This is a genomic window from Pseudanabaena minima str. Chao 2107 (genome assembly GCF_051131155.1).
GTDB lineage: Bacteria > Cyanobacteriota > Cyanobacteriia > Pseudanabaenales > Pseudanabaenaceae > Pseudanabaena > Pseudanabaena minima.
On the sequence record NZ_CP159508.1, the window covers coordinates 4,068,491 to 4,091,624 of the forward strand.

17 protein-coding genes are annotated in these 23,134 nt (G+C 42.1%); 9 read left to right on the forward strand and 8 right to left on the reverse strand.

Annotated elements, in window-relative coordinates; translation table 11 throughout:
- Window positions 1–12 precede the first annotated feature (12 nt).
- The 3 genes from lnt to ABM313_RS18555 form a co-directional block, all read right to left on the reverse strand.
- Window positions 13–1,548, reverse strand: a complete 1,536-nt coding sequence (gene lnt, locus ABM313_RS18545; RefSeq protein WP_434684624.1) for an apolipoprotein N-acyltransferase — start codon at window positions 1,546–1,548, stop codon at window positions 13–15.
- Between the two features lie 154 nt (window positions 1,549–1,702).
- The gene (locus ABM313_RS18550; RefSeq protein ID WP_434684625.1) at window positions 1,703–3,562 is read right to left on the reverse strand and encodes a polysaccharide deacetylase family protein; all 1,860 of its coding nucleotides are present in this window, start codon (window positions 3,560–3,562) and stop codon (window positions 1,703–1,705) included.
- Between the two features lie 203 nt (window positions 3,563–3,765).
- The gene (locus ABM313_RS18555; protein WP_434684626.1) at window positions 3,766–4,605 is read right to left on the reverse strand and encodes a YdcF family protein; all 840 of its coding nucleotides are present in this window, start codon (window positions 4,603–4,605) and stop codon (window positions 3,766–3,768) included.
- Between the two features lie 114 nt (window positions 4,606–4,719).
- Here ABM313_RS18555 and ABM313_RS18560 point away from each other — a divergent pair, with 114 nt between their 5' ends.
- The 9 genes from ABM313_RS18560 to ABM313_RS18600 all read left to right on the forward strand — a co-directional run bounded on the left by ABM313_RS18560 (window position 4,720) and on the right by ABM313_RS18600 (window position 15,871).
- Window positions 4,720–4,914, forward strand: coding sequence for a hypothetical protein (locus ABM313_RS18560; protein WP_434684627.1), 195 nt, complete (start codon window positions 4,720–4,722; stop codon window positions 4,912–4,914).
- Window positions 4,915–5,127: 213 nt separating this feature from the next.
- Window positions 5,128–6,426, forward strand: coding sequence for a response regulator (locus tag ABM313_RS18565; protein WP_434684628.1), 1,299 nt, complete (start codon window positions 5,128–5,130; stop codon window positions 6,424–6,426).
- 648 nt (window positions 6,427–7,074) lie between these two features.
- On the forward strand, window positions 7,075–8,352 hold the full coding sequence (locus ABM313_RS18570; RefSeq protein ID WP_434684629.1) for a response regulator: 1,278 nt from the start codon (window positions 7,075–7,077) through the stop codon (window positions 8,350–8,352).
- A 231-nt stretch (window positions 8,353–8,583) separates the two neighbouring features.
- Window positions 8,584–8,943, forward strand: a complete 360-nt coding sequence (locus tag ABM313_RS18575) for a response regulator transcription factor (protein ID WP_434684630.1) — start codon at window positions 8,584–8,586, stop codon at window positions 8,941–8,943.
- Between the two features lie 81 nt (window positions 8,944–9,024).
- Window positions 9,025–9,390, forward strand: coding sequence for a response regulator transcription factor (locus ABM313_RS18580; protein WP_434684631.1), 366 nt, complete (start codon window positions 9,025–9,027; stop codon window positions 9,388–9,390).
- 1 nt (window position 9,391) lies between these two features.
- Window positions 9,392–9,904 carry a chemotaxis protein CheW gene (locus ABM313_RS18585; RefSeq protein ID WP_434684632.1) on the forward strand — a complete coding sequence of 171 codons (513 nt, stop codon included), beginning with the start codon at window positions 9,392–9,394 and terminating at the stop codon, window positions 9,902–9,904.
- Between the two features lie 52 nt (window positions 9,905–9,956).
- Window positions 9,957–12,278 (forward strand): methyl-accepting chemotaxis protein, encoded by a 2,322-nt coding sequence (locus tag ABM313_RS18590; RefSeq protein WP_434684633.1) that lies wholly within the window; start codon window positions 9,957–9,959, stop codon window positions 12,276–12,278.
- Between the two features lie 61 nt (window positions 12,279–12,339).
- On the forward strand, window positions 12,340–15,258 hold the full coding sequence (locus tag ABM313_RS18595; protein WP_434684634.1) for a hybrid sensor histidine kinase/response regulator: 2,919 nt from the start codon (window positions 12,340–12,342) through the stop codon (window positions 15,256–15,258).
- A gap of 76 nt (window positions 15,259–15,334) precedes the next feature.
- Window positions 15,335–15,871, forward strand: a complete 537-nt coding sequence (locus tag ABM313_RS18600; protein ID WP_434684635.1) for a chemotaxis protein CheW — start codon at window positions 15,335–15,337, stop codon at window positions 15,869–15,871.
- Between the two features lie 174 nt (window positions 15,872–16,045).
- Here ABM313_RS18600 and ABM313_RS18605 read toward each other — a convergent pair whose 3' ends face one another.
- The 5 genes from ABM313_RS18605 to ABM313_RS18625 form a co-directional block, all read right to left on the reverse strand.
- Window positions 16,046–18,865, reverse strand: coding sequence for a cyclic nucleotide-binding domain-containing protein (locus ABM313_RS18605; RefSeq protein WP_434688522.1), 2,820 nt, complete (start codon window positions 18,863–18,865; stop codon window positions 16,046–16,048).
- Between the two features lie 163 nt (window positions 18,866–19,028).
- Window positions 19,029–19,481, reverse strand: coding sequence for a fasciclin domain-containing protein (locus ABM313_RS18610; RefSeq protein ID WP_434684636.1), 453 nt, complete (start codon window positions 19,479–19,481; stop codon window positions 19,029–19,031).
- A gap of 180 nt (window positions 19,482–19,661) precedes the next feature.
- On the reverse strand, window positions 19,662–20,978 hold the full coding sequence (locus ABM313_RS18615; RefSeq protein ID WP_434684637.1) for a CO2 hydration protein: 1,317 nt from the start codon (window positions 20,976–20,978) through the stop codon (window positions 19,662–19,664).
- A gap of 18 nt (window positions 20,979–20,996) precedes the next feature.
- Complete coding sequence (locus ABM313_RS18620; RefSeq protein ID WP_434684638.1) at window positions 20,997–21,593, reverse strand: Uma2 family endonuclease; 597 nt, start codon at window positions 21,591–21,593, stop codon at window positions 20,997–20,999.
- Window positions 21,590–23,128, reverse strand: a complete 1,539-nt coding sequence (locus tag ABM313_RS18625; RefSeq protein ID WP_434684639.1) for an NADH-quinone oxidoreductase subunit M — start codon at window positions 23,126–23,128, stop codon at window positions 21,590–21,592. The genes ABM313_RS18620 and ABM313_RS18625 overlap by 4 nt, the downstream gene beginning before the upstream one ends.
- Between the last annotated feature and the right edge of the window lie 6 nt (window positions 23,129–23,134).

Below are 23,134 nucleotides of genomic sequence, written 5' to 3' on the forward strand. Positions count from 1 at the left end.
ATTAGCTTTTGGCTAATTCAAGCGATGCTTAGCATAAATTATAATGCTAAGCACACAGAGTAAAGGTGTTAACCAATCGCCCCATAGGACATACAGAGTTTTAGTATCTCTTAAATAAACTGTCTCGATATGGGTTTCATAGGTATTTACATTTGAGAGCCAAATCGTGCGTCCATTAGGATCGACAAAACCTGAATAGCCTGTATTAGTTGCTCTCACTGCCCAGCGATCGCTTTCGATCGCTCTTGCTACATCCTGAGCATGGTGTTGAGCCGACATATAGGAGGCAAAATGAGCATTATTAGAAGCAGAGAGAATTAACTTGCCACCTGCGGCAGTTTGAAAACGGAAAGTGGCAGGATAGGCAGATTCATAGCAAATCCCGACGATGAAGCGTCCCCAAGGTGTATCGACTAATTGCTCACTAGAACCTGCATCGACTTCACCTCTGAGTGGAGATAAGCGCCTAATTAGACTTCCTAAAATTGGTCTTAAGGGAATATATTCACCCACTGGCACAAGCCGCACTTTATCGTATTGACTGAGAATCTTGCCAGAACCATCAATCAAAAAGAGGCTATTTGTATAGTTATTTGGGTCTTCTGCATTGGGATTACGAGTTGTCCCGAAGCCTCCTAGCCATACAGGAACTCGATATTTCTCCACCGCCCGATCAAATGGTTCACGACGTGGATCGTAATTAGGATAAAGAAAAGAAATCGCCGTCTCAGGCGTAACGATCATTTCTGCTCCTGACTGCGCTAATTTTTCATAGCCTTTGGTGTAGTTATTAACTGCTATTTCCCAACCTTTCGGCTTTACAGTCAGAGCATTGGGGAAGTTACCTTGAATAATTCCTGCTTTAATCGCTTTTCCGTTACCGCTTGCCATACGATCGCCTTGCATTTCCCATGCACCATAGCCCGCGATCGCAATCAAGAGAGCAATGGCTGCGATCGCACAGCGTCGTTTATCTGCCCAAGTTCTCTGCAAGAGAATTTCCGCAAATAATCCATTAACTGCCACGAGCGCTGAAGTCATCGTCTGCTGTCCAGAAATCCGACTAATTTGTAACATCAGCAAATCATGGGGGCTTTGCGTATAACCTAGTGCAGTCCAATAAAGTGGTCCCCAACTCCAGACAATTTCTAATCCACTAAAAATCGCACAGGCGACGATTACCCGACTAATCACATTGAGATTCTGCGTAAAGAGTGACATTCCCCCAGCCCATAAGCCTGATAATAATGCACCGCAACCCGTAATCAGTAGCCAAACCAATGTAGCAATCCAAAAACTCGTCCACCAAGGTACACCCATCCATTCCATTGGATGCACACTCGTAATCCAAAACAATGCCATCCCGTGATAACAAAATCCCCACATCGCCCCCATAGCGATCGCCTCTTTCACTTTTAACCTTTGAGCAAGCATCCAGAGGGGAATCAAAGCGACCCAAGCCAGCCACCATTGACTAAACGGGTCAGGAGTAAGTCCCATCAACACTCCACCAAAAGCAGCAAACAGGAGATTGCGTAAATTTCGCATAGTATTTTATTTTAAAAGCTGTAATACCAATTCACAAAAGTGTTGTCACACTTTTGTGAATTAAAGAGCAAACCCAGTAAGGGATATCAAAACTCAAAATGGCTAAGCCATTTTGAGTTTTGATATCAGGGACATGCAATTTAATAACGCTGATCTAAGGATTCAAACTAACTGGGCAATTTGGTTTCTCAGAAGTTTCCACAGGAGCAGGATCGGGTGGTAGAAGTGCAACAATATGCGGAACAGGGCGAGGCTCGTAAGCCATAACTGATTTACCTCGATAAGCAAGTGCGGTACTAGCACCAGAGTCAAGCATGACCACGTCGCGCAGTCCCGCTTTGGCTAATATTTTACCCAAGCCAACCGAATCAATCATTTCCATAGTTACCCCAATGGTCGGTCTGCCAGAACGATCAATGCCCCAAAAGGCGCGATCGCGGCTAGCATCAAAACCATAAAGCTTACCAAAGGACTCCGCTGGTTGAGGTTTACCATCACGAACTAACCAACCAGCCCCCACAAAAGCATCCGTCACATCTGGCAGTTCGGCTCTTACTGCTTCTAGCGAATTGTGTTTAGCAGCATTGTAGGGAATAAACTTAATCGCTGTAGGACTGATCAAGACTAGAGGACGACCATTGAGCAATGGATTTTCGCCCTTATTGCCATTGATAAAAACTCCAGCCTTACTAGAAAATTGACTCAACACAGGACCAATCATCTTATTGCTGTCAAGGTGTTCCAAAGAAAAGAAGGTTCCATCAACAGCAGCGATCGCATTGGGAGTCATGGTCATAATTTCGGCAACTTGAGCGCGAGTATCCGCATGGGTTGTCGCAACACGTCCACCAGACACAAGGGTAAGAGGTAACCCATCAATGGTAACTGTCCGCTTCTCCACAGGGGTAGTAAAGTTAACTACGCCATTACTTACAGTGGGCAAAAGTGCTACTTGACTTGCCGAAGTACCTCCAGATGCTTGGGCGATCGCTTCATCAAAGCGCGACTGACCAAATCGCATGATTGTCAACAAATCTTCGGACTCATTGGCTGATCGCTCTTGCCTTGGATCGAGACTCATCGACAGGGCTGCTTTGTAACCAGCATCTTTGATTTTTTCCTTAGCGCGTTCGGTGAAATCTCCTTCAGGATAAGTAAAGTAATCAATAGAAATTCCTAATTCTTTTTCAAGAACCTTTTTCGATTCTGTTACTTCACGTTCGATTTCAGCATCGCTGAGGTTAGTCATATTTAAATGATTAACTGTGTGGGAAGCAACCGTAATCAGACCACTTTTTTGCATTTCTCGGAGTTGGTTCCATGTTGCTTTTGGCTTCTGTCCACCTGTACCGACAAAGCGCGTATGCACCGACCAGACCGCAGGATAGTTATATTTTTTCAGCAATGGAAATGCATATTTGTACTGCCCAACATAGTTATCGTCAAAGGTTAGTAATACAGGCTTTTCAGGTAATTGTGCGCCAGTCCGTAGATGATTCACCATTCTATCCATCGTAATTGGTGTATATCCACCTTCTTGGAGCGCTTGAAAATGTTTTTCTAATTCTTCGGGGGTGACATCCCAGCTTACATCTTTGGTAGCTGTAATGTCGTGGTACATAATGATCGGGATTTTGGCATTACGCGCTCGATCGCTAATTTGCGGAAAGGGAGCAGGATTAAAGCTTGCCACTAAATCAGCATTAATAGTGCTGCTCAAGCTTGATAAAGCAGGCAAAGGATCATTGGCGATCGCATTGATCGCTCTGACCTGATAAAGTGAAGCCGTCACCGACTCCAACGCATTGTATTGACAGAAAGCCCGTGAGTCATTGCTCGCTGGAGTAGCAGGATTTAAAGTTGTTTCATTGGCGGCTATGTCCGCAGAGGATGGTCGATAAGTAACAAGTCGTGAAGCGATCGCCGCACCCATGCCAGTACCGAGGGCAGCTAATCCCAGCACGAGCCAAATTGTGTTCATGCTGCCACTATTATTGCCTTTGCCCCTGCTCATAAAGATTTATAACTTTGTTGATATTACTAGCGCCTATTTAATCAGAGAGCCATCATGTACACAAGTCCCCATACATCGCTATGCGCTTCCATCAAACTCAGACCATTGCAGAGAAATTTTTAAAAAGCTTACTAAGCAAGCTTTTTAAAAATTTCTCTATGTTAAAAAAAGAAGAGGCGGCGCAAAGCGCCGCCTCTTCTTTTTTAAGCCCATCCTGCTAATTGATAAACAAGTAGCCCAATATATTCCTTGATGGCATTAGTCGTATTTTTGAGTGCATCCACAGTAGGGAGCAAATCTAGAACCGCCGCCAAACCTTTACTGTTTTCATTTTGTACCGATAAAAAGTCTGTTGGAACCGCAATGCTTTCAACACCTACTTTACGGAAAATTTCCATCGATCGCGGCATATGTAGAGCTGATGTTACTAGCAAGATTTTATTGAGTCCTCTTTTAACGAGGATTTGCTTGGTATTGATCGCATTATCACGAGTATTAAAAGATTGTGATTCTTGGATAATGGCGCTAGGTGGTACACCCAAAATTTCAGCGATCGCCGCCATATCTTCTGATTCAGGATTGCCACCATCGCCCAGCCATTCAGCACGACCACCACTAACAATGATTAAAGGAGCTTTTCCCTGTTTATAGAGCCAAGAGCCGTACAAAATGCGATCGCCTGCTTCATTGACCTCATACCAAGGTCGAGGTGCTATGCGCGGACGAGTACCACCACCTAAAATGACGATCGCTTCAGCTTGGGGGATATCTGCACTCGGCAAATATTGCCATTCCAGCGATCTCACTAACCATTTAGAAAAAATCTCATTACTACTTAGCAATAAAATTACGAGCGCAATGCCAATTAGGGCTGAGGCAAAACGATTTTTTTTAAATAAACTGATTAATCTACTGGAGTTACTCGCATTGCGAGATCGTTTGGATTGCCATAGCAAATTCGCTAAGGCGATCGTAATCAAGAGACTCGACAGCCCAAGGGGATAAAAGAACAGTGGCAAAAGTTTTGATAAAAAAAGCGACACAGTTTAAAGACGGGTTTTAGAGATTTTGTAATATAACAAGCTTAAATCATTAGTTTTTCTACATTTATAACAGCACATCCCCAAAAGAAGCAATTTTAGTGATACAGCAAAGCCATGGCATTAAAATTAGGTTCTTTACTAATCCCTAGGCTTATTCATACAGCGCTTTGCTCTCAAAACCAAACCAAGAAAATTTTTGAAAGCGTTGCTTTGCAACGCTTTCAAAAATTTTCTTGTGGTTCGTTTGATTCGGTAATGGCTGTAAGTTATTTTAAGCTGGTTTTAAATCAGCTTAATAATCTTGTTTGAATTATGTAGGAATTTACAGCTTTTTGATATCATTAAAAAGTCTTTAAACTATAAGTATTTTATTTTGTTCATAAATTAAGACTATGGTTTAATGAATATTCAAGGGAATTAGCAAAGCTCTAGTCAAAAATTTAGAAAGTTTCTAAATACAATCGAAGAATATGCTCAATGGGGGGAGTATTCAAGTTCACGCTTAGCAATTGGTACTAAATCATGATGCGTGCTGAAATTAACATAGATAGCGTAAATAAAGAGCAAAAAGAATCTGCTAGAGAGCTATTAAAGAGCTTAGAGCTAAGTCGGGATGGATGTGTTTATGTTGTACGCGATCGCATTCGTTGGTCGTTTTATATCGAGCGTGGCAAATTAGTCTATGCATCCCACTCGTTAGATAGTTTTGAAAGATTAGAAAGACATCTGCGAAGTTTAAGCCGCGAAGTCCCAGCCTTGAATGACAAATTGAGATCGCAGCTTCGACTCATGTTTGATGATCCATCTCCAGAGAATGCTAAGTACAAAGTTACTAGCGAAATTCTCTGCGTTGAATACATCGCAATTCTGTGGCTAGTTAATGATAACTATTTATCAAAAGTCATGGCAGGCAAGTTGATTACAAGGCTCATTCAAGAGGTCGTTGAGGCATTTCTAGGACTGCCAGATGGCAAGTTTGGCGGTATCTATTATGAGCATTTCTTGAAGGAGACCTATTGTAGTTTATCAATTGAACGGGTTTTAGAAGTAGTTACACAACGACTCCAAGCTTGGTACAAACTAGGTCCGACGATTAGCTCCCCCTACCAATGCCCCTATTTAGTCAGCCAGACAACTGCGGAAAAACGCATGTCTACAGAAACAGTCAAGAGGCTGGGGCGGATTTTACGTGGATTTAACTTTTGTCAGTTAGGTGCATTACTAGGCAAAGACCCTCTAGCGATCGCCAAGCAACTCAGCCCCTTAATTAGTGATGGCTCAATTCTATTAAGAGATCCTTTAGCACCTTTTAACATGTTGCCACGTACTTACTATCTAGCTCCCGAAGAAGAACGTGAAAACATTGAAAAACTTGCAGAAACCTTTGATATAGAAGAGAGTGCAAACAATGATGATATTTCTAGTATTTCGCGAATAGTTTTAAATCAATCTGTCAAAACATGGAAGATTGTTTGTATAGATGACAGTGAATCAATGCTAAGCATCATCAGCAGCTACTTGGGAAATGAAGATTTTCAAGTTACGCTCATTCAAGACTCAATGAAAGCCTTGATCAAAATTAGTTCGATTCATCCTGATTTAATTCTGCTAGATATTGGGATGCCCAATGTTGATGGCTATCAACTCTGTTCTTTAATTCGTAAGTCTTCTAGTCTAAAAGACATTCCAATTGTGATGGTAACAGGTAATAAAGGAATAATTAATCGTGCAAGAGCAAGTATAGCTGGTGCAACAGATTATTTGACCAAGCCATTTATACAAGCTGATTTACTGAAGATGGTTATGCGTCACCTGATGTAAGCCCCTAAAATTTTGCTGATTCTTATTTTTTAATGTAATCAATTTGTACCGTAGCAATATAAGTTTTAGTTAGAACATATAGCAGTCCTATATCATTTGTAGATTTTTTTGGTTTGTGGAAGCACACCCCGATGAGGTGTACTCCCACAAACCATTTAGTTAAGTTTCCAAAAATATATCAATCCTAAATGGTGTATGCAATCGCACATATTTTGGGTAAGCTGTTTTATGGGCATAAATCTCAAAGATCTCTAAACAATATAGGATTTACACACAAATCCTATATAAACCTTTATTAAATTTTTGTTTTATTTTTAGCTTGGCTAATATTAATAAATAAACAAATAATGGTTTAATATTAATTACATATAGCAATCCTAAATAAGTTGTGAGAGCGCGCTCCGAAGGAGCGCACTCTCACAACTCTCAAAATCTTACGACCCATTTAGGAGTGCTATATGTCTGAGTTTAAATCAAACTATAAACAGTTGAATTTAATAAAATCTTGAGGTAAAAGGCATAGTGTTTGAGCTATGTCTTTTAGAGACATCAAAAATTAAATAATATCTCATTGTGGGGACTTGAGATGAATCCTAGCATTAGTAAAATTTACTATTGGGGTAAGTCATGATATGTACAACTATTAATATGATTGAAGAGCAAAAGCAGTCGCCTAGAGAACTTTTAAAAAATTTAGAATCCAGTAATGATGGATGCATGTATGTTGTCTGCAATAACATTCGCTGGTCTTTCTATGTTGAAGCAGGAAAACTGGTCTATGCATCACATTCATTAGAAAGCTTTGAAAGAGTAGAAAGGCATTTGCGCGGACTAACCCGCGAAGTTCCTGCGCTGAATGACAAACTGCGATCGCAACTCCGTTTGATGTTTGACGAGACTTCGCCAGATCAGGCTAAGTATAAAGTTACCAGTGAAAACCTCTGTACTGAATACCTTGCAATCCAATGGTTAGTTAATGAAAATTATCTAACCAGAATAGCTGCTAGTAAACTCGTAGCTCGGATTATTCAAGAAGTAATCGAATCTTTTCTATGCCTTCCCAGTGGAAACTTAAGCAGCAGTTTTTATAATCATTTATTACAGAACACTTACTGTAGTTTGTCCATTGATCGCACCTTAGCAGTTGTTGAACAAAGGTTGCAAGCTTGGTATAAGCTTGGTCCCGCAATTTATTCTCCCTATCAATGTCCATATTTAGTCAACCAGAAAGAGGCTACAAAACGCATGTCTGCCGAGACTGTCAAGAGCCTCGGCAGAATTCTGCGTGGATTTAACTTTTGTCAGTTAGGCGCATTATTGGGCAAAGATCCCCTCGCGATCGCAAAACAACTGAGTTCTCTAATTGGTGATGGCTCCATCTCCTTAAAAGACCCACTACCTCCTTTTAACTTATTACCACCCACCTATTACCTAACACCTGAAGAAGAGCGTGAAAGCATCGAAAAACTCTCGGGAGCATTTAATGATGAAGTAGGTGAAGAAGAAGTAAGTGACAATGACTACTCTGGTATTTCACAAATTGCCTCACAGCAGCCAGTCAAAACATGGAAGATTGTTTGCATTGATGATAGTGAATCAATGCTTAGCATCATCAGCAGCTATTTAGGAAGTCAAGATTTTCAAGTTATGCTCATTCAAGACTCAATGAAAGCCTTGATGAAAATTAATTCTATTCGTCCTGATTTAATTCTGCTAGATATTGGAATGCCCAATGTTGATGGTTATCAACTTTGTAGTCTAATTCGTAAATCTTCAATTTTGAAAGATATTCCCATTGTCATGGTGACAGGCAATAAAGGATTGATCGACCGCGCCCGAGCAAGGCTTGCAGGAGCTACAGATTATTTGACAAAGCCCTTTACCCAAGCTGATTTACTAAAGATGATTATGCGCCATCTCCTGTGAGTGTTTGTTATGAAAAACATGGAAAACAGGATTAATTTTTGGCTTTGCGTAAGTTAAAAAACACAAACCTAAAAGCACATTACTTTTGTGTGGTATCTTTTGTTTTATAAGTGTTTTATTAAGAATTACTAGTTTGGGAAAAATAGGATTAATGCCAAAAGTAAAATCTTATTTACAAAAGTCTTTAGTTACTAACGCAACCCCACCACAAAATTGTAGAGAGAATGGATTATGACCACAGTGCTTGTAGTTGAAGATACTGCTTCTGAGCAGGATTTGATTGTTGGTTATTTAGTGGAAAGTGGTTACAACGTAATCAGTGCCGCTAATGGGCAAGAAGCCCTCAAAAAAATCGAAGGGAAAAAGCCTGATGTCGTAGTTACGGATTTGGTAATGCCTGGAATGAGTGGCTTAGAGCTATGCCGCAGTTTGAAAAAAAATAGTGAGACGAAAGATGTGCCAATTGTAGCTTGTACTTCTAAAAACCAAGAACTTGATAAGTTATGGGGAATGAAACAAGGAATTGATGTCTATGTTACCAAGCCTTTCTCCCGTGAAGATATTTTACGGGCTGTACGCTCTGTTGCTTAGACGTATTTGTCATTTAGTGCCTATTAGAGCATTAAATGACATAAAGCCCCTATTGACTTATATATAGCAAGGAGAGAGATCTTGATTACAGTACTAGTTGTGGAAGATACAAATTCAGAACGTGAGTTAATCTGTGATTACTTACGACAGGGGGGATATGCGGTAGTAAGTGCTGCTAATGGTACAGAAGGATTAGAGAAGTTTAGTAAAACTAATCCAAATGCGGTCATTACCGATTTGGTAATGCCTGGAATGAGTGGATTGGAACTATGTCGGGCGATCAAAAAAGTCGCTGTTGGTAAAGTACCTGTCATTGCTTGTACTTCCAAAAGCCAAGAACTCGATCGCCTATGGGGAATGAAACAGGGGGTTGATGTCTATCTCACTAAGCCATTTACAAAGGAGGATATTTTACAAGCATTACGATCGCTAGGTTTGGGAGGATAAGATGATCGACTTAATGATCGAGTTACAGGAAGAAGAAACTCAAGCAAGTGCGGGCTTGCCATACTTGACCTTGCAACTAGATCAAGAGGTTACGGTTGCTGTGCAACTAAGATTTGTACGCGAGACATTGGTACTGAATACTGATCGGTTTATGCAAATGCCCAATGTCCACCCCTGTCTAATAGGATTAGTCGAGCATCGCAGTAACGTTTTTTGGGTGTTGGACTTACCACAATTATTAGGATTTACTCCCCTTGACTCCACTGCGCTTGAGACACATATTGCCATCTTGCAAATCGGTGGATCTTTTCTGGGATTGGGCGTTTATCGAATTGGGCGTGTAATTCGTTTTGCTGAGACAGCGATCGTATCTCCTCAAGACTCACCGCAGACCAAAAATCCTGCTGAAACTGTGCCATTTTTGCATGGTTGGCTCGTTCAGTCCGAAGGTGATCAGAACAATTTGTATGTATTAGACGCGGAGGCGATCGCTAGTCATAATTTCACTGTGTAAATTGAATTTCTTTTTCCTTTTAACTTTTTCCTTGAAAATGGAGTTTTAAACAATGGTTCTTGATTCACGTTCTCGCGTCGATAGCACTGAAGTTCACCACAACAATGGTCATACTACTAAAGCATCTAGTAATGACAATGGTGAAACGGTTGCTCTCAGCAATTCATCTGTTTCTATCCCTTTATCTCCTGTAGTCCATAAAAAATCAATTGGGAAATGGTGGCAATCTCTAGGACTGCGGACAAAAACCACAATTGTGTCTGTTGCCGCAGTTACGCTCCCTTTGCTAGTGATCGGGGGATTTTCTTATTACTTTGTTAGACAAGATATCATTGATACAACAAAGCAAACCAAGTCTGCGAGGACTAGTGATATGGCATATCGGGTTGCTTATTTCATGCGAGAACGATATGGCGATATTCAAGTACTTGCTCAACTCTCATTCTTGACAAACTCAAAGGTACAGGCTCTGTTGCCAATCTCTGAACAGAAGGCAATTTTAGAAAATTATCTTAAGAGTTATCTTGTCTATGACAGTATTGCCGTCTATCGCTTAGATGGCAGCTTAATTATTGATGCTAGCTCAGAGCCGCCGCCTGCAAATATCTCCAAGCGTCCCTACTTTCAGACAACTTTAAGTACAGACAAACCCTTCATCAGTCAGCCCGAACCCTCTGTTGTTACCAAGAAGGTCAGCATGTTTGTTGCCGCGCCAGTTAAAGATATCGCTACAGGAAAAACTATTGCCATTGTGCGGACAAGAATGCAAGCATCTACCCTTGAGGATATTATCAAGGACTTTAGTGTTGGCGGTGAACAGTATCACTTGACTGAATCTGATGGCAAGTTTTTTGTAGCTTTAGAAAAGGAGCAAGTTGGACGCGATCTAAAAACTGACTTCCCATCATTAGCTCCTTTAGTAGAGAAACGGGAAACAGGTTCAGCGACATCAATTGATTTAATTTCTAATAATGAACAATTTGCGGGTTATTCACCATTGCCCAAACTGGAGGGATTGCCAGATCTAAAGTGGGATGCAGTAATCGCAACTGACACAGAAATCGCACTTAAGCCGTTGCAACAATTACTGTTGATCTTGGTGTCAGCCACTGGGGTGGTGAGTATATTGGCAGCAGTATTGGCGTTTTTTATTGCTCAACGCGCCACTCGCCCGATTATCGATGCAACTGCGGCAGTGGTAGAACTAGGTAAAGGCAATCTGGATACTCGCCTTGCCGTCAAAGGTGAAGATGAAATGGCGCAATTGGGCGGTAACATCAACTTGATGGCAGGTCAGTTACAAGATTTTATTGCGCTGCAAGAAGAACAAAAGCGTCAATCTGAGGAATTAGCAGAAAAAGAACGTTTACGCAGTGAATCCATTCAACGTGAGTTAATCACACTATTATCTGACGTTGAAGGTGCGGTAAGTGGAGATTTAACCGTTCGCGCTCAAATCTCGGCTGGAGAAATTGGCATCGTTGCCGACTTCTTTAACGCGATCGTTGAAAGCTTGCGAGACGTTGTAACACAGGTAAAACTTGCCACTTTGCAGGTAAACACCTCAGTAAACACCAATAACGAATCGATTCGATCGCTCGCCCAAGATGCCACCTTGCAAGCAGAACAACTTGATGCAGCGCTGCAATCGGTAGAACAGATGACTAACTCCATTCAGCAAGTGGCTAGTAGCGCGAGACAAGCGGCTGATGCATCAACTCAAGCAGCAACAACGGCTGAAACTGGTAGCTTGGCGATCGAGCAATCGGCAGCCAGTATCTTACAACTACGGCAAACCGTTGCCGAAACTACCAAAAAGGTAAAACGACTCGGTGAAGCTTCGCAACAGATTTCTAAGGTTGTCGTTTTGATCGACCAAATCGCACTAAAAACCAACATGTTAGCGGTAAACGCCAGTATTGAGGCAGCGCGTGCGGGTGAAGAAGGTCGCGGCTTTGCGGTGGTTGCGGAAGAAGTCGGCGCACTGGCTGCTCAGTCAGCAACGGCGACCAAAGAAATTGCCCGCATTGTCGAAAGCATTCAACAGGAAACTAGTGAAGTGGTCGAATCAATGGAAGCTAGTACTTTACAGGTGGTTGAAGGTACAAACAAGGTTGAAGATGCGCGAAAGAGTTTAAGCCAGATTGTACAGGTTGCCACAAGGGTAAACGAACTCTTCCAAGGTATTTCGATCGCCACAACGTCACAGGTGCAAACCTCGCAATCGGTGAAGCAAGTTATGGAAAATCTCTCAACCCAATCGCAAAAATCATCGGAAACTTCCCGCGAAGTCGCGATCGCTCTACAGGAAACTGCCAATGTTGCTAGTAAGTTACAAGCTTCGGTAGAAACCTTTAAGGTTGATGCAGCTTAATTTTTTAAGTATGTGCTTTGCACATACTTAAAAAATAATTAAACAATTAGTGGAGGTCGATATGGCAACTAATACATTAACCGATCGCGAGTGGGAAGTTCGATTATTATTTCTGGACGAAGTTAAGGACTTTCTCACAGATATTGAAACAGAAATATTAGGATTAAGCGATCGCGGTTTGCAGCGATCGGCTATCAATAAAATCTTACGGGCTGCTCACTCGATGAAAGGTGGTGCAGCAATGATGGGATTTCATGCCCTCAGTGAACTGGCTCACCGTTTAGAAGACTTTTTTAAGATTTTGCAAGCTAATAATCAAACCGCGATCGCCCCTGATATGGAAAGCCTATTTCTGGCAGCGATCGATGGGATGGGCAAGGTTGCCAAGATTCATAAGCAGCGTAAAATCCCTCCAGAAAACTGGTTGCAAGAACATATTAATTCTCCCTTCCAACAACTGCATGAAATCTTAGGAGACTTGTCAGCACAGGATGAAGCAAGTTTACTTTCTGAAGAAGCAGGACAGGATATGCGTGTCCTCATGTTTGCAACAGAAGTAGATGCTTGTCTAGAAAGGTTAACCAATGTACTTGCCGATCAAAATTCACAGGTGCTACGGGAAGAATTTGAGCTTACTAGTCAAGAATTTGCCTGTTTGGGAGAAATGTTGGAATTACCAGCATTTAGCCAACTTTGTGCGGAAATTAGTACAGCCTTAGCCAATAAAGACCATAATCTGCAAGAGGTGACAACTGCGGCTCTAGAAGCTTGGAGGCGATCGCAAGCCCTTGTCTTAGTTAGTCAGTTTCAGGCTTTACCTGAGCATTTTGAAATAGCACCCTCTAGCTTAGAATCAGCCACAGGTTCTCTCGATACCTTTAACCTTGAAGAAACTACTCAAGGATTTTTAGATAGTGATTTTCTGCATGAAGATGAGATTATCAGTCTTGACCAGTCTTTACTCGATCTGGCAGATTCCCAAGATTTAAACAAAGAGAATCCCCTAGTAGTTAACGATCTTCCAAACCCTGAACAAAATCTAGATGCAACAATTCGGATACCTTTGCGTCAGTTAGAAGCTCTTAGCGATCGCTTTGGTGAGTTGAATGCTGAACGTAGCGGATTACGACTTCAGCTAAAACGGATGCGCGATCTAGTACAGCTTCTAAATACGAGAATGCATGGATTAGAGCAATCTAATGCTCAGCTAAGAGATGCATATGATCGTGTAGTAACCTCTTCAGAACCTTTCATTCCGATCAATGCAGTAATTGCCTCTGAAAAGGTAACGAGTATTAGCGGTGATCGATTTACCAATCAAAATCCAAACAACGAATCATTTCTTCCCTATGCTAGTCGCTTTGATTTATTAGAAATGGACTCCTATAGCGAGTTACATGTGCTATCAAGGGAAATCATGGATAGTGTAGTGCAGTTACAGGAGGTTTCCAGCGACTTAGAAACTGCTTTAACGGATACTGAAGGTACAGAACGTGAACTGGGTCGAGCATCTCGCCAAATGCAAACAGCGATCGAACAAGCCAGAATGCGAATGCTCAGCGAAGTTTTAGGACGCTTTCCACGTCTGTTACGGGATTTGTGCTTGACTCATGGCAAACAGGTAGAACTTGTAGTTCGTGGTAGCTCAACCCTAGTTGAACGCTCCGTTTTAGAAGTTTTAGAAGATCCCCTTTTGCATCTAGTTCGCAATGCCTTTGATCATGGTATCGAAACGCCAGAAGCACGCATAGCTAATGGGAAAGCGCCCAAGGGTAAGATTGAAATCGCCGCAGGTTATCGCGGTAATCAAACTGTAATTACCGTTAGTGATGATGGTAATGGCATTGATTTTGCGAAACTTCGCGATCGCGCTTTGCAAATGGGATTAAGCGAGAGCGATCTGGATGGATCTAGTCAAGCAGAACTATTAGATCTGATTTTTGAAGCAGGATTTAGCACTGCCGATCGCGTAACTGAGCTTTCAGGACGTGGTGTCGGCATGGATGTAGTACGCTCAAACCTCAGTACGATTGGCGGCAGTGTTCGGGTTGAAACCGAAGCAGGGCAGGGAACAACTTTTATTTTAACAGTACCTGTTTCTCTCTCAATTGCACGGGTTCTACTTTTCGAGAGTAACGGATTGCAGATGGCAATTCTGACTAGTGCTGTTGAGGAAATCCTCTTAATCAAAGAGACTTCCATCTATACAGTTGCTAATCAAGAAGTCTTAGATTGGGAAGGCTATTCTGTGCCTTTGTTGAGACTAGGCGATCGCCTGCACTTCTCCCGCCCACAATTCCAAAGTGAAACTGAAAATCGCCCAATTGTAGACGAACCTTTAATGCTCATTGTCACCCGCAATAGCGTTCCCTTTGGGTTACAAGTTGATCGTTACTGGGGTGAGCAAGAAGTAACGATCCGTGGTGTGCAAAGTTTGATCCCGATGCCAACAGGATTTATGGGTTGTGCAATTTTAGGTGGTGGTAAACTTGTGCCACTAGTGGATATTGACAACTTACTCATTTGGGCGATGGCTGATATTGAAGAAACTCCCAGCAAAACCCTCACCTTACCATCGGCTCGAAGCGATCGGCGCGTTACTGTGTTGGTAGTTGACGATTCCATTAACGTGCGTAGATTTTTAGCAATGACCTTAGAGAAATCTGGCTATCGAGTTGAACAAGCTAAAGATGGGTTAGAAGCAATGGAGAAATTACGGAAATTGCAAACGTTACCTAAGAGTTCTCAAGTCAGCGCTGTCATCTGTGATATTGAAATGCCTCGACTAGATGGGTTTGGATTCCTAGTTCAATCTCGTGGTGATGAGAATTGCAAAAATATTCCTGTGGTGATGCTCACATCGCGTAGTGGCAGTAAGCACCGAGATTTAGCAATGCGTCTAGGAGCCTCTGCATATTTTGCAAAACCTTTTAAAGACAACGAACTTCTGCAAACTTTATCTCAACTTATAGCTAAATGATTTTCCAGTAATTAATAATTAATCCCCACAATCCCCAATTACCAATTGCCAATTACCAATTACCAATTACCAAATTATGCCAGCCATTTCTTCTCTACGATCGCAACGACTTTCAGAACTTCGTCCTGATATTGGTAAGCAATATGTTGCATTTCGCTTACGTCTTGCTTGGTTTATTCTCCCGATCGAGTCTATTTATCGGGTAATTCCCCTTGAAAAACATATTCCCAAAATTACATTTTTAGGACAAAATGTGCCGATAGTCGATCTTGGGAAAATACTATTTGGTTCAACTAAGGGAAAAGTAGATAATATCCCTCAGTTAGTTGTTAATGGGGCGATCGTGGCTTCAAAACCATCTTTGATTATTGTGCATAATCAAAATGAAGATTTAATTGGCATACTTAGTAATTCCCAACCTGCACTTCAAAGAGTTTCACAAGATCAAATTGTGTCGCTACCGCCTACCTATAGCCAACGCTGGAAAGCTGACTTTATTAGTTCGATGACTCTTCCTACGGAGGGTCTCCCTTCACTATTTGTGATTGACGGCGATCGCCTTATTTCCAGTACGGTGAAGCAAAAGAAAAAGCCTCAACTATTGGAGAAATAAGTCTAAATAGATGAAGGTGGCGCTTCGCGCCACCTTCATCTATTCTTTAAGTTAAGAAAGGGCTAAGCCCTTTCTTAACTTGAAAAATCTTACTATTTTTCGCCATTTGCGGCGTGCAAAGCACGCCGCAAATGGCTACATCGAACTCACGTTAAAAAAGTGTCGTCACACTTTTTAATTGGTATTGGTCTGGAACGATCGCATAAATTTTTGCAATTGACGGCTTTCTAGTTCGAGAACACGACGGGCAAAATCGCGATCGCGATCTAGAAAAGCATCAAAGGCATCCACAGGAACCGCCAAAATTCGCGTAACCTCACTTTCAGCGATGATTGTATTTTGAGAATCACTGTGGGCTAAAACCTCTAGTTCATCTAGGGTTTGTCCAGACTTGAGATGCTCAACACGCACTACCTCACCCTGCGAATAGAAATTAATCTTCGCTGAGCCAGAGATTACCAGTAACAACTCACGACAAGTATCACCTGCTTCCGTAATCACCTCATTCGTCGTAAAGGATCTGATCTCAGCACGATCAGCAAGCCCTACCAACGTTTCACCATGCATCCGATGGAAGAAATCGCTATTAAAGAGATGCGCTACTTTCTCTAACATCGGAAATGCTGTGAGCGGCGGGGAACTCTCGGACAGCGAGAGTACAATCTTAGCCGTCTCTTGCACTAAGCTGGAAGTTTGCAGACTGTAATTACGAGCGATCGCCTTGCTTTTCTCAAGATTAAGTTGGGCGGTGATATACAAGCAAGCAGCTTGCATCAAAGGATTTTGATCATCCAGTAAAGGCTCTAGCGATCGCAAAATCTCTTCAATCGAATAATCGAGCTGGCAGACAGTTGCTTGTCCCTGCGATGGAAGTAAATATTGCAGGATCTCTGGAGATAAGCGATTGCTCCATCTCTCAGATTCTAAGGCTTCCACCAAAACTGCTGGCGCTAATTGTCCCAAATGTTGAGCAACGGCGATCGCATCGGCATCATTTGGGAAAGTCTCCAGAGTCCCTAAAATAGTCCGCACGATTAATTCCTTTTTGTGAGTAATGCTATCCCACAAAAGTCTCAGCACAGTCTGATGTTCTTGAATGATCGGTTGGTGCAGCGATCGATAGGAGAAAATCAAAGATGGCAACTGAGCGACTAAAAACTCGGCTCTACGCAAGTTTCCTGATTCGGGGGAAATGCCATCCAAAATCCAAGCTTCTTCCTGCGGATTAATCGCATACTGGCGACGTAAGGCTCGCACTTGAGCTGAGTTCTGCTCAAGTAAAGTATCAGAAGAGCTATCAAACTGTTGCTTTTGCAATAGCATCAATCGCTCCATTGATTTGCGATAGCCCGTCAAACGAATTTGATTTTCCAAACTCCGCTTATGATCAGGATTCAGCAATTGCGGATCTTCAATGCCTAATTCTTCTAAGACTTCACGGTGTTCATCATCAGTAATTCCAAGTTCCTGACGTAATTGTTGCAAAACTTCTAAACTACTGGAGGAATCGACATATCCTTCCTCCAAGGCTTCGCGCACCACTCCTTTATAGGCAGTGTGGCGCTTTTCTCTAGTGAAGCTAGGCAAGACCTTTGCCAAAATATAAACTTCATGGGTATTCAAATCGCTGAGCGATCGCCCTTCTAAAAACTGGGAAACATTAAGTTGCAACTTCTCTAGTTGCTTACGGAAGCGGCTAGCTAAATTCTCTCGTGAATAGAGGTCGGGGCTACGCTGCCAAGTTTTATACACCCACAGTGTACTGAGCAGAACTAATCCCAAATCATAGATATATTGCCACCAAAGTGGCATCAAAGCGACTAACGGACGACCGCCAAAAATAAAGAAGAAATTGAAAATGCTAAAAGTGCAAAGTGTAAATAGACGATGCCGAATGATTTCTCTAGATAACTTGAGATGGCGATCGCCACTGTAAATCCTGAGCCGCTTTTCAATCCACCGACCCAAGAAGTACCCGATCACCGTAAAACTACCGAGGGTCAAAGGTACTGCAATTAGTTTAGGAATATTAATTGGCTGTCCAAATAGATAGAAACCTGCACTAAATAAGGTGGCTAACTGGTCAGTTTGTCTAGCCCATGCCCCAGAGAAGTAATATTCCCAATTCCCTGCATAGAGATAGTAATAGACAAAATAGCCCACCACTAAGCCCACATAGCCATAGCGGATAAAGGATTCTTCAGGCTTGCTCAAACTGTCCCAATATACCCGCTCAGAATCAATATCAATACAAGGATTTTGGCAAGCAACACAAGCACTTTGCTCCTTGCCATCGGGCAGTACTGTCCGACACATTGACTGCGTAATCAACTGATCGCTAGTATGGGCGTTGCTGCTAAATAGTCCCCCCGGCTCACTGTAAACACGCTGTACAGGAGCCATCGGACAGAAGTAATTGCACCAAGATTTGCCACCATAGAGATAGCCCACTGCGATCGCAGCGGCAATGGTGGTCAAGATCCATAGAGCGAGAATTAAGCGATCGGCATTAAAAAATAAAATCCTGCCGCATAGCCCTATAAATAGCCAACCAAACTGTACATAGGGGTAATTTTTTCCTAGCCATGAGTCAGGCTTGACCTTGGCTAATTCATAGCGAACCTTACCTGTTTTGGCATTTTCGCGTTTAAATTGACGCTGCCAACCCAAGGCGCGAGGAATTTGCGATAAAAAGGAGAGTGGACAAATCCGCCGCCATGCCTCATGTCCAAATACTAACAAAATGAAAATCGCCGCAGGGACAACCGCACCCCAGAATACAGTCGTACCAAGGGCATAGGGCTGTTCTACTAAGCAATTCCCTTGTACAGAAATACAACTATCAGTTAACCTCAATGGACTCCAAGGATGGTTGGGGACTGTAAATTGAGGAGTCCAAGGATCGTAAAATAATGACGCAACGATTAATAACCATGCGATCGTTAAGATCCAACGAATCCAATGCATTCGTTGTTCAGATAGCCGTGAAAACATAAATAGTTTTTGATAAAGAATTAGTAACAGAACGCCAAATCCTGACTGACTTAGTTTCTTCAATACTTAGTGCTTAAACCCAAATCTAGAACTTCTAAGAAAGCGTCACACTGCCACACTTTCTTAGAAGTTCTGTGGGTTTGTTTAATTGATCTTTTGGGGCTTACACTACTCCGACTCTGCCAGATTCCATAATTGGATAAAACCAGTGGGGACGCATCAACATCACAGTATCAATTACATGAATTATGCCATTTTCAGCTTCGATATCAGCAGCAATGACCGTGGCATTGTTTGCCTCAAAGCTTTCCTCAGAAATATCTATATCAATTTGTGTACCTTCCAAAGAAGTTAAAGATTTTATCCCGATTAAATCTTCTTTCTTATACTTGCCAGCAACAACGTGAAAGGTCAAAATTCTTGCGAGTTGAGGAATATTTTGGACTAGGGTGGTAATTGTGCCAGCAGGTAATTTGGCGAAGGCATCGTTAGTCGGTGCAAACACCGTGAAAGGTCCTGGACTTTGTAATGCTTCCACTAAGCTCGCCGCAGAGACGGCAGTAACGAGTGTGGAGAATGCATCGTTACTAACAGCTATATCAACAATTGTAGACATATGTAATTCCTTTTTCTTGGTTTCTTTTTAATAACTGATGTTACGTTGATGGAATTCCTGCAATCATGTAAGTGTAGAGCTGGCACGGGGGCACAGCCCCTACAGAATTCAAATTGCTCAGTTAGGGGCAATCCCCCCATGGTTGCCCTGCCATGCTAGCAGCAGGCTTCATTTGAATTCTTACCGATAGTTCTGATCCTGAACCATCCCTATTCTCGCAGCCTTATCCATGCCATATTTAGGATTACAGAAGCGATTCAGTTGTCCTTCAAAATAATGGCGATTTGCCAAGAGATGTTTAGGGTTAGGATCATCTAAAGGATAAAGCAACGCCGCTCTTCCCGCCTGAATTACAGCCGAAGTAACGTTGTACATCGATCGCTGAAAACTGACAGCTAACTGAATTAACATGTCATCTTCACCGCGACAATGTTGTTTGTAATAGTCCACCAAATATTGCGGCAAGAAATGATACATGTCTTGATGCAGCAATGTGGGCGGAATACCTGCGGAACCGACGGGAAACTTATCAGCATATAAAATTCCATAGTGGAAATCATTCTGATCGTCAGGAATTTCATGGGCTTGGGCATTATAGGACTTCGTACCACGGAAAGGGGAAGTACGGTAGAACACAGCCTCTACATAGGGAAAAGCCGCCTCATAAAGCCAAGTAAATCCCTTGGATTTTGGGACGATATCAAGCCATTCTCCATCAATCTGCACACGGTGGTAAATAGGACGACCCGCGATCGCAAAGATGCCATTTACTAAAAAGTCCATCGCATCGGGAACACCCTTAAATCCTCCCTCATCGTAGATATCTGACATCTCAAAGAAGACAGGAGCCATGATTTCCCAGAATAGTCCTAAGACTGAGGTCATAGTGGATTGACGGCATTGTTCCATAAACAGATCAGGGAACAGTTTATAGAGTCCTAGCATGATCGGATTCTTTTTAAAGAAAGCACGAATAGCGCGATCGGCATTCTGCTTGTATTCATCTGAATCCATATATGCTTCCAATTCCCCACCCATGCCACGATGCCACAGCATCGCTCGCATACATTCTTCGGCAAACTCCATATTGATGCGATCGTGGTACAGATGATGGAATATTTTGGGAAGTTTAGCCTTGAGTTCTCCCTTTTCCATAAATTCCAGTAATTCTGGATGGGCAGTTGCTATGCCACGCCAAATCCGCAGATCCGCATCATCGCCAGCATAGTGATTATGCAAGTCTAAATATTCTTGTGGCAGAAAATATTTAAAAGCAGGAAGTGGTTCTAAAAATACTTGCTCAGCTATGTATAGCAAATCCCGCCAATAGAAATCCATGGGTACGGCATAAGCCTTGTAAAGCCCAATAATCTGCATTAGGTTTTCGGGCGTATCAGGGAGCATAGAGCCACCTGCCTCTAAACGATGGATTACCTCTGCATAGGGATGTGTAGAAGGTGGTAGTTTTGTTGCTGGTTCCGTTAAAGTAGCTGTCATCGTTGATTACCTTTTTATCTAAATGGAGGTTTCTAAAATTTCTTCTGGACTTGCTTCTAATAAATTGACATCTTCATAAATTGCATCAATCGAAATCTGGAGGTTTATAGTTTGTAATTCGATCAATTCTCCTGTGGTATAGGTTTGCAGTACCCAGAACTTCTCACTACGGCGAAATATTTCTACTCGCTGCTCCCATTGGCTAATCAATACATATTCCTGTAATGATTGCAGGGTTTGATAGTGGGCAAACTTTACACCTCGATCTTTTGATTCTGTGGATTCCGATAGCACCTCAATAATGAGACAAGGATAATTTTTTTGCTTTTTATTGAAGCGATCGCGCTCATCACAAGTAACTAGAAGATCGGGGTAGTAGTAAATATTTTTTGAAGCAATGTTTAACCGCATGTCTGAAGGAAACCGCTTGCAATCTTTACCACGTAAATGATTGGAAATGATCACAGTTAAATTAGTTGTGATACCGATGTGATCCTCACTAGCTCCAGCCATCGCATAGATCATGCCATTGACATATTCATGCTTTTCTTCTTGCTTTTCTTCCCATTGCAAGTAGTCATTGGCAGAGAAATAGTTTTGAGGTACGGCAATCATCTTGGATCTCTCCTAAAAGCTAAGGATATTTTCTCATAGGTTGAGTATTTGCTGTTTTCATTAGCTAAGAGAGATGAGTCAGGAACGCGAGCGATGATTTGGGTGGCACTGGTTTCACTCCAACGGACTAACCAAGATGGCTGAACACCTAAAACAACGATCAAAGCTGTCAAGATCAAAGCTGGCAACTGTTCCAATCCACTGACCTTGGGATAGTAAGCAGTATGGTTATCCAACTTACCAAAGCAGGTACGATTGAGCAAAATCACAAAATATACCGCCGTGAGTCCAGTACCGATAATTGAGAAGATCGTGGGAATGGGGAACTTACTAAAGGTTCCTTGGAAAATTAGAAATTCGGAGATAAACCCAACTAGACCAGGAATACCTGCGCTAGCCATGCCTCCCAAAATTAGTAAGGCACTAGTAGTAGGTAATCCACGGATCGGATTAAGTAAACCATTGAGAACATCTAAATCCCTTGTGCCAACTTTCTCTTCAATTACACCAACTAAATAGAACAGTAGCGCCAGTACCAAACCATGACTGACCATTTGGATGATGCCACCGACCATGCTGAGGGGTGTAGCTGCCGCCGCCGCAAGGAGAATATAGCTCATATGTCCAATCGAACTATAGGCAACCATGCGCTTGATGTCTTTTTGCGCGATCGCCACCATTGCCCCATAGAGAATCCCTAAACCTGCCCAAACCGCAACCCAAGGCGATAGTAAAGCCCAAGCGTCAGGAAACAAACCAACACAAAAGCGGAATAAGCCATAGGTTCCTAATTTCGCGACAATACCACCGAGCATCATTACCGTTGGGGTAGTTGATTCTACATAAGCATCGGGTAGCCATGTGTGGAAGGGGACAAAGGGAGCTTTGATGGTGAAACCTAATAGTAATACTACTAAGAGCGTTACTTGTATTTCAATGGGTAATGATAGATTTCGCAATGTCTCATAGTCAAAAACTGGCGTTGGATTAGCAGAAAGCCAACCTAAAGCAAGAAAGCCAACTAAAATGAGTATTCCTGAAATTGCGGTAAAGATTAGGAACTTCATCGCTGCATAACTGCGTTGTGTACCTCCCCAAGCAGCAATTACAAGATAAAGAGGGATTAGTTCAATTTCATAAAATAGAACAAATAGGAGAGTATTAGTTGAGAGAATTGCGCCACTGACACCTGCATGAATTAGCAGAATTAAAACATCAAATAGTTGCTTGCGTTCGGTGATCTGTTTTTCGCAAAAACAAATTACCAACCAAGTGATTAAGCCATTGAGTACTACTAGAGGTAGTGATAGACCATCTACTCCAAGGCTATAGTTTAAGCCAAGATTTTCGAGCCAAGGTAGATTTTCGGATAGTTGAAATGCAGAACTGCCAATGTCAAATTGACGCAACAGCAAGAAATCAAGAATCAGGATTGCCGAGGTAACGATCGCCGATCCTTTATTTGATAGAGATTTTGGCAGCAAGGCGATCACTAAAGCCCCAATCACTGGTAGCCAAATTAAAGCACTAAGCATAGTTTT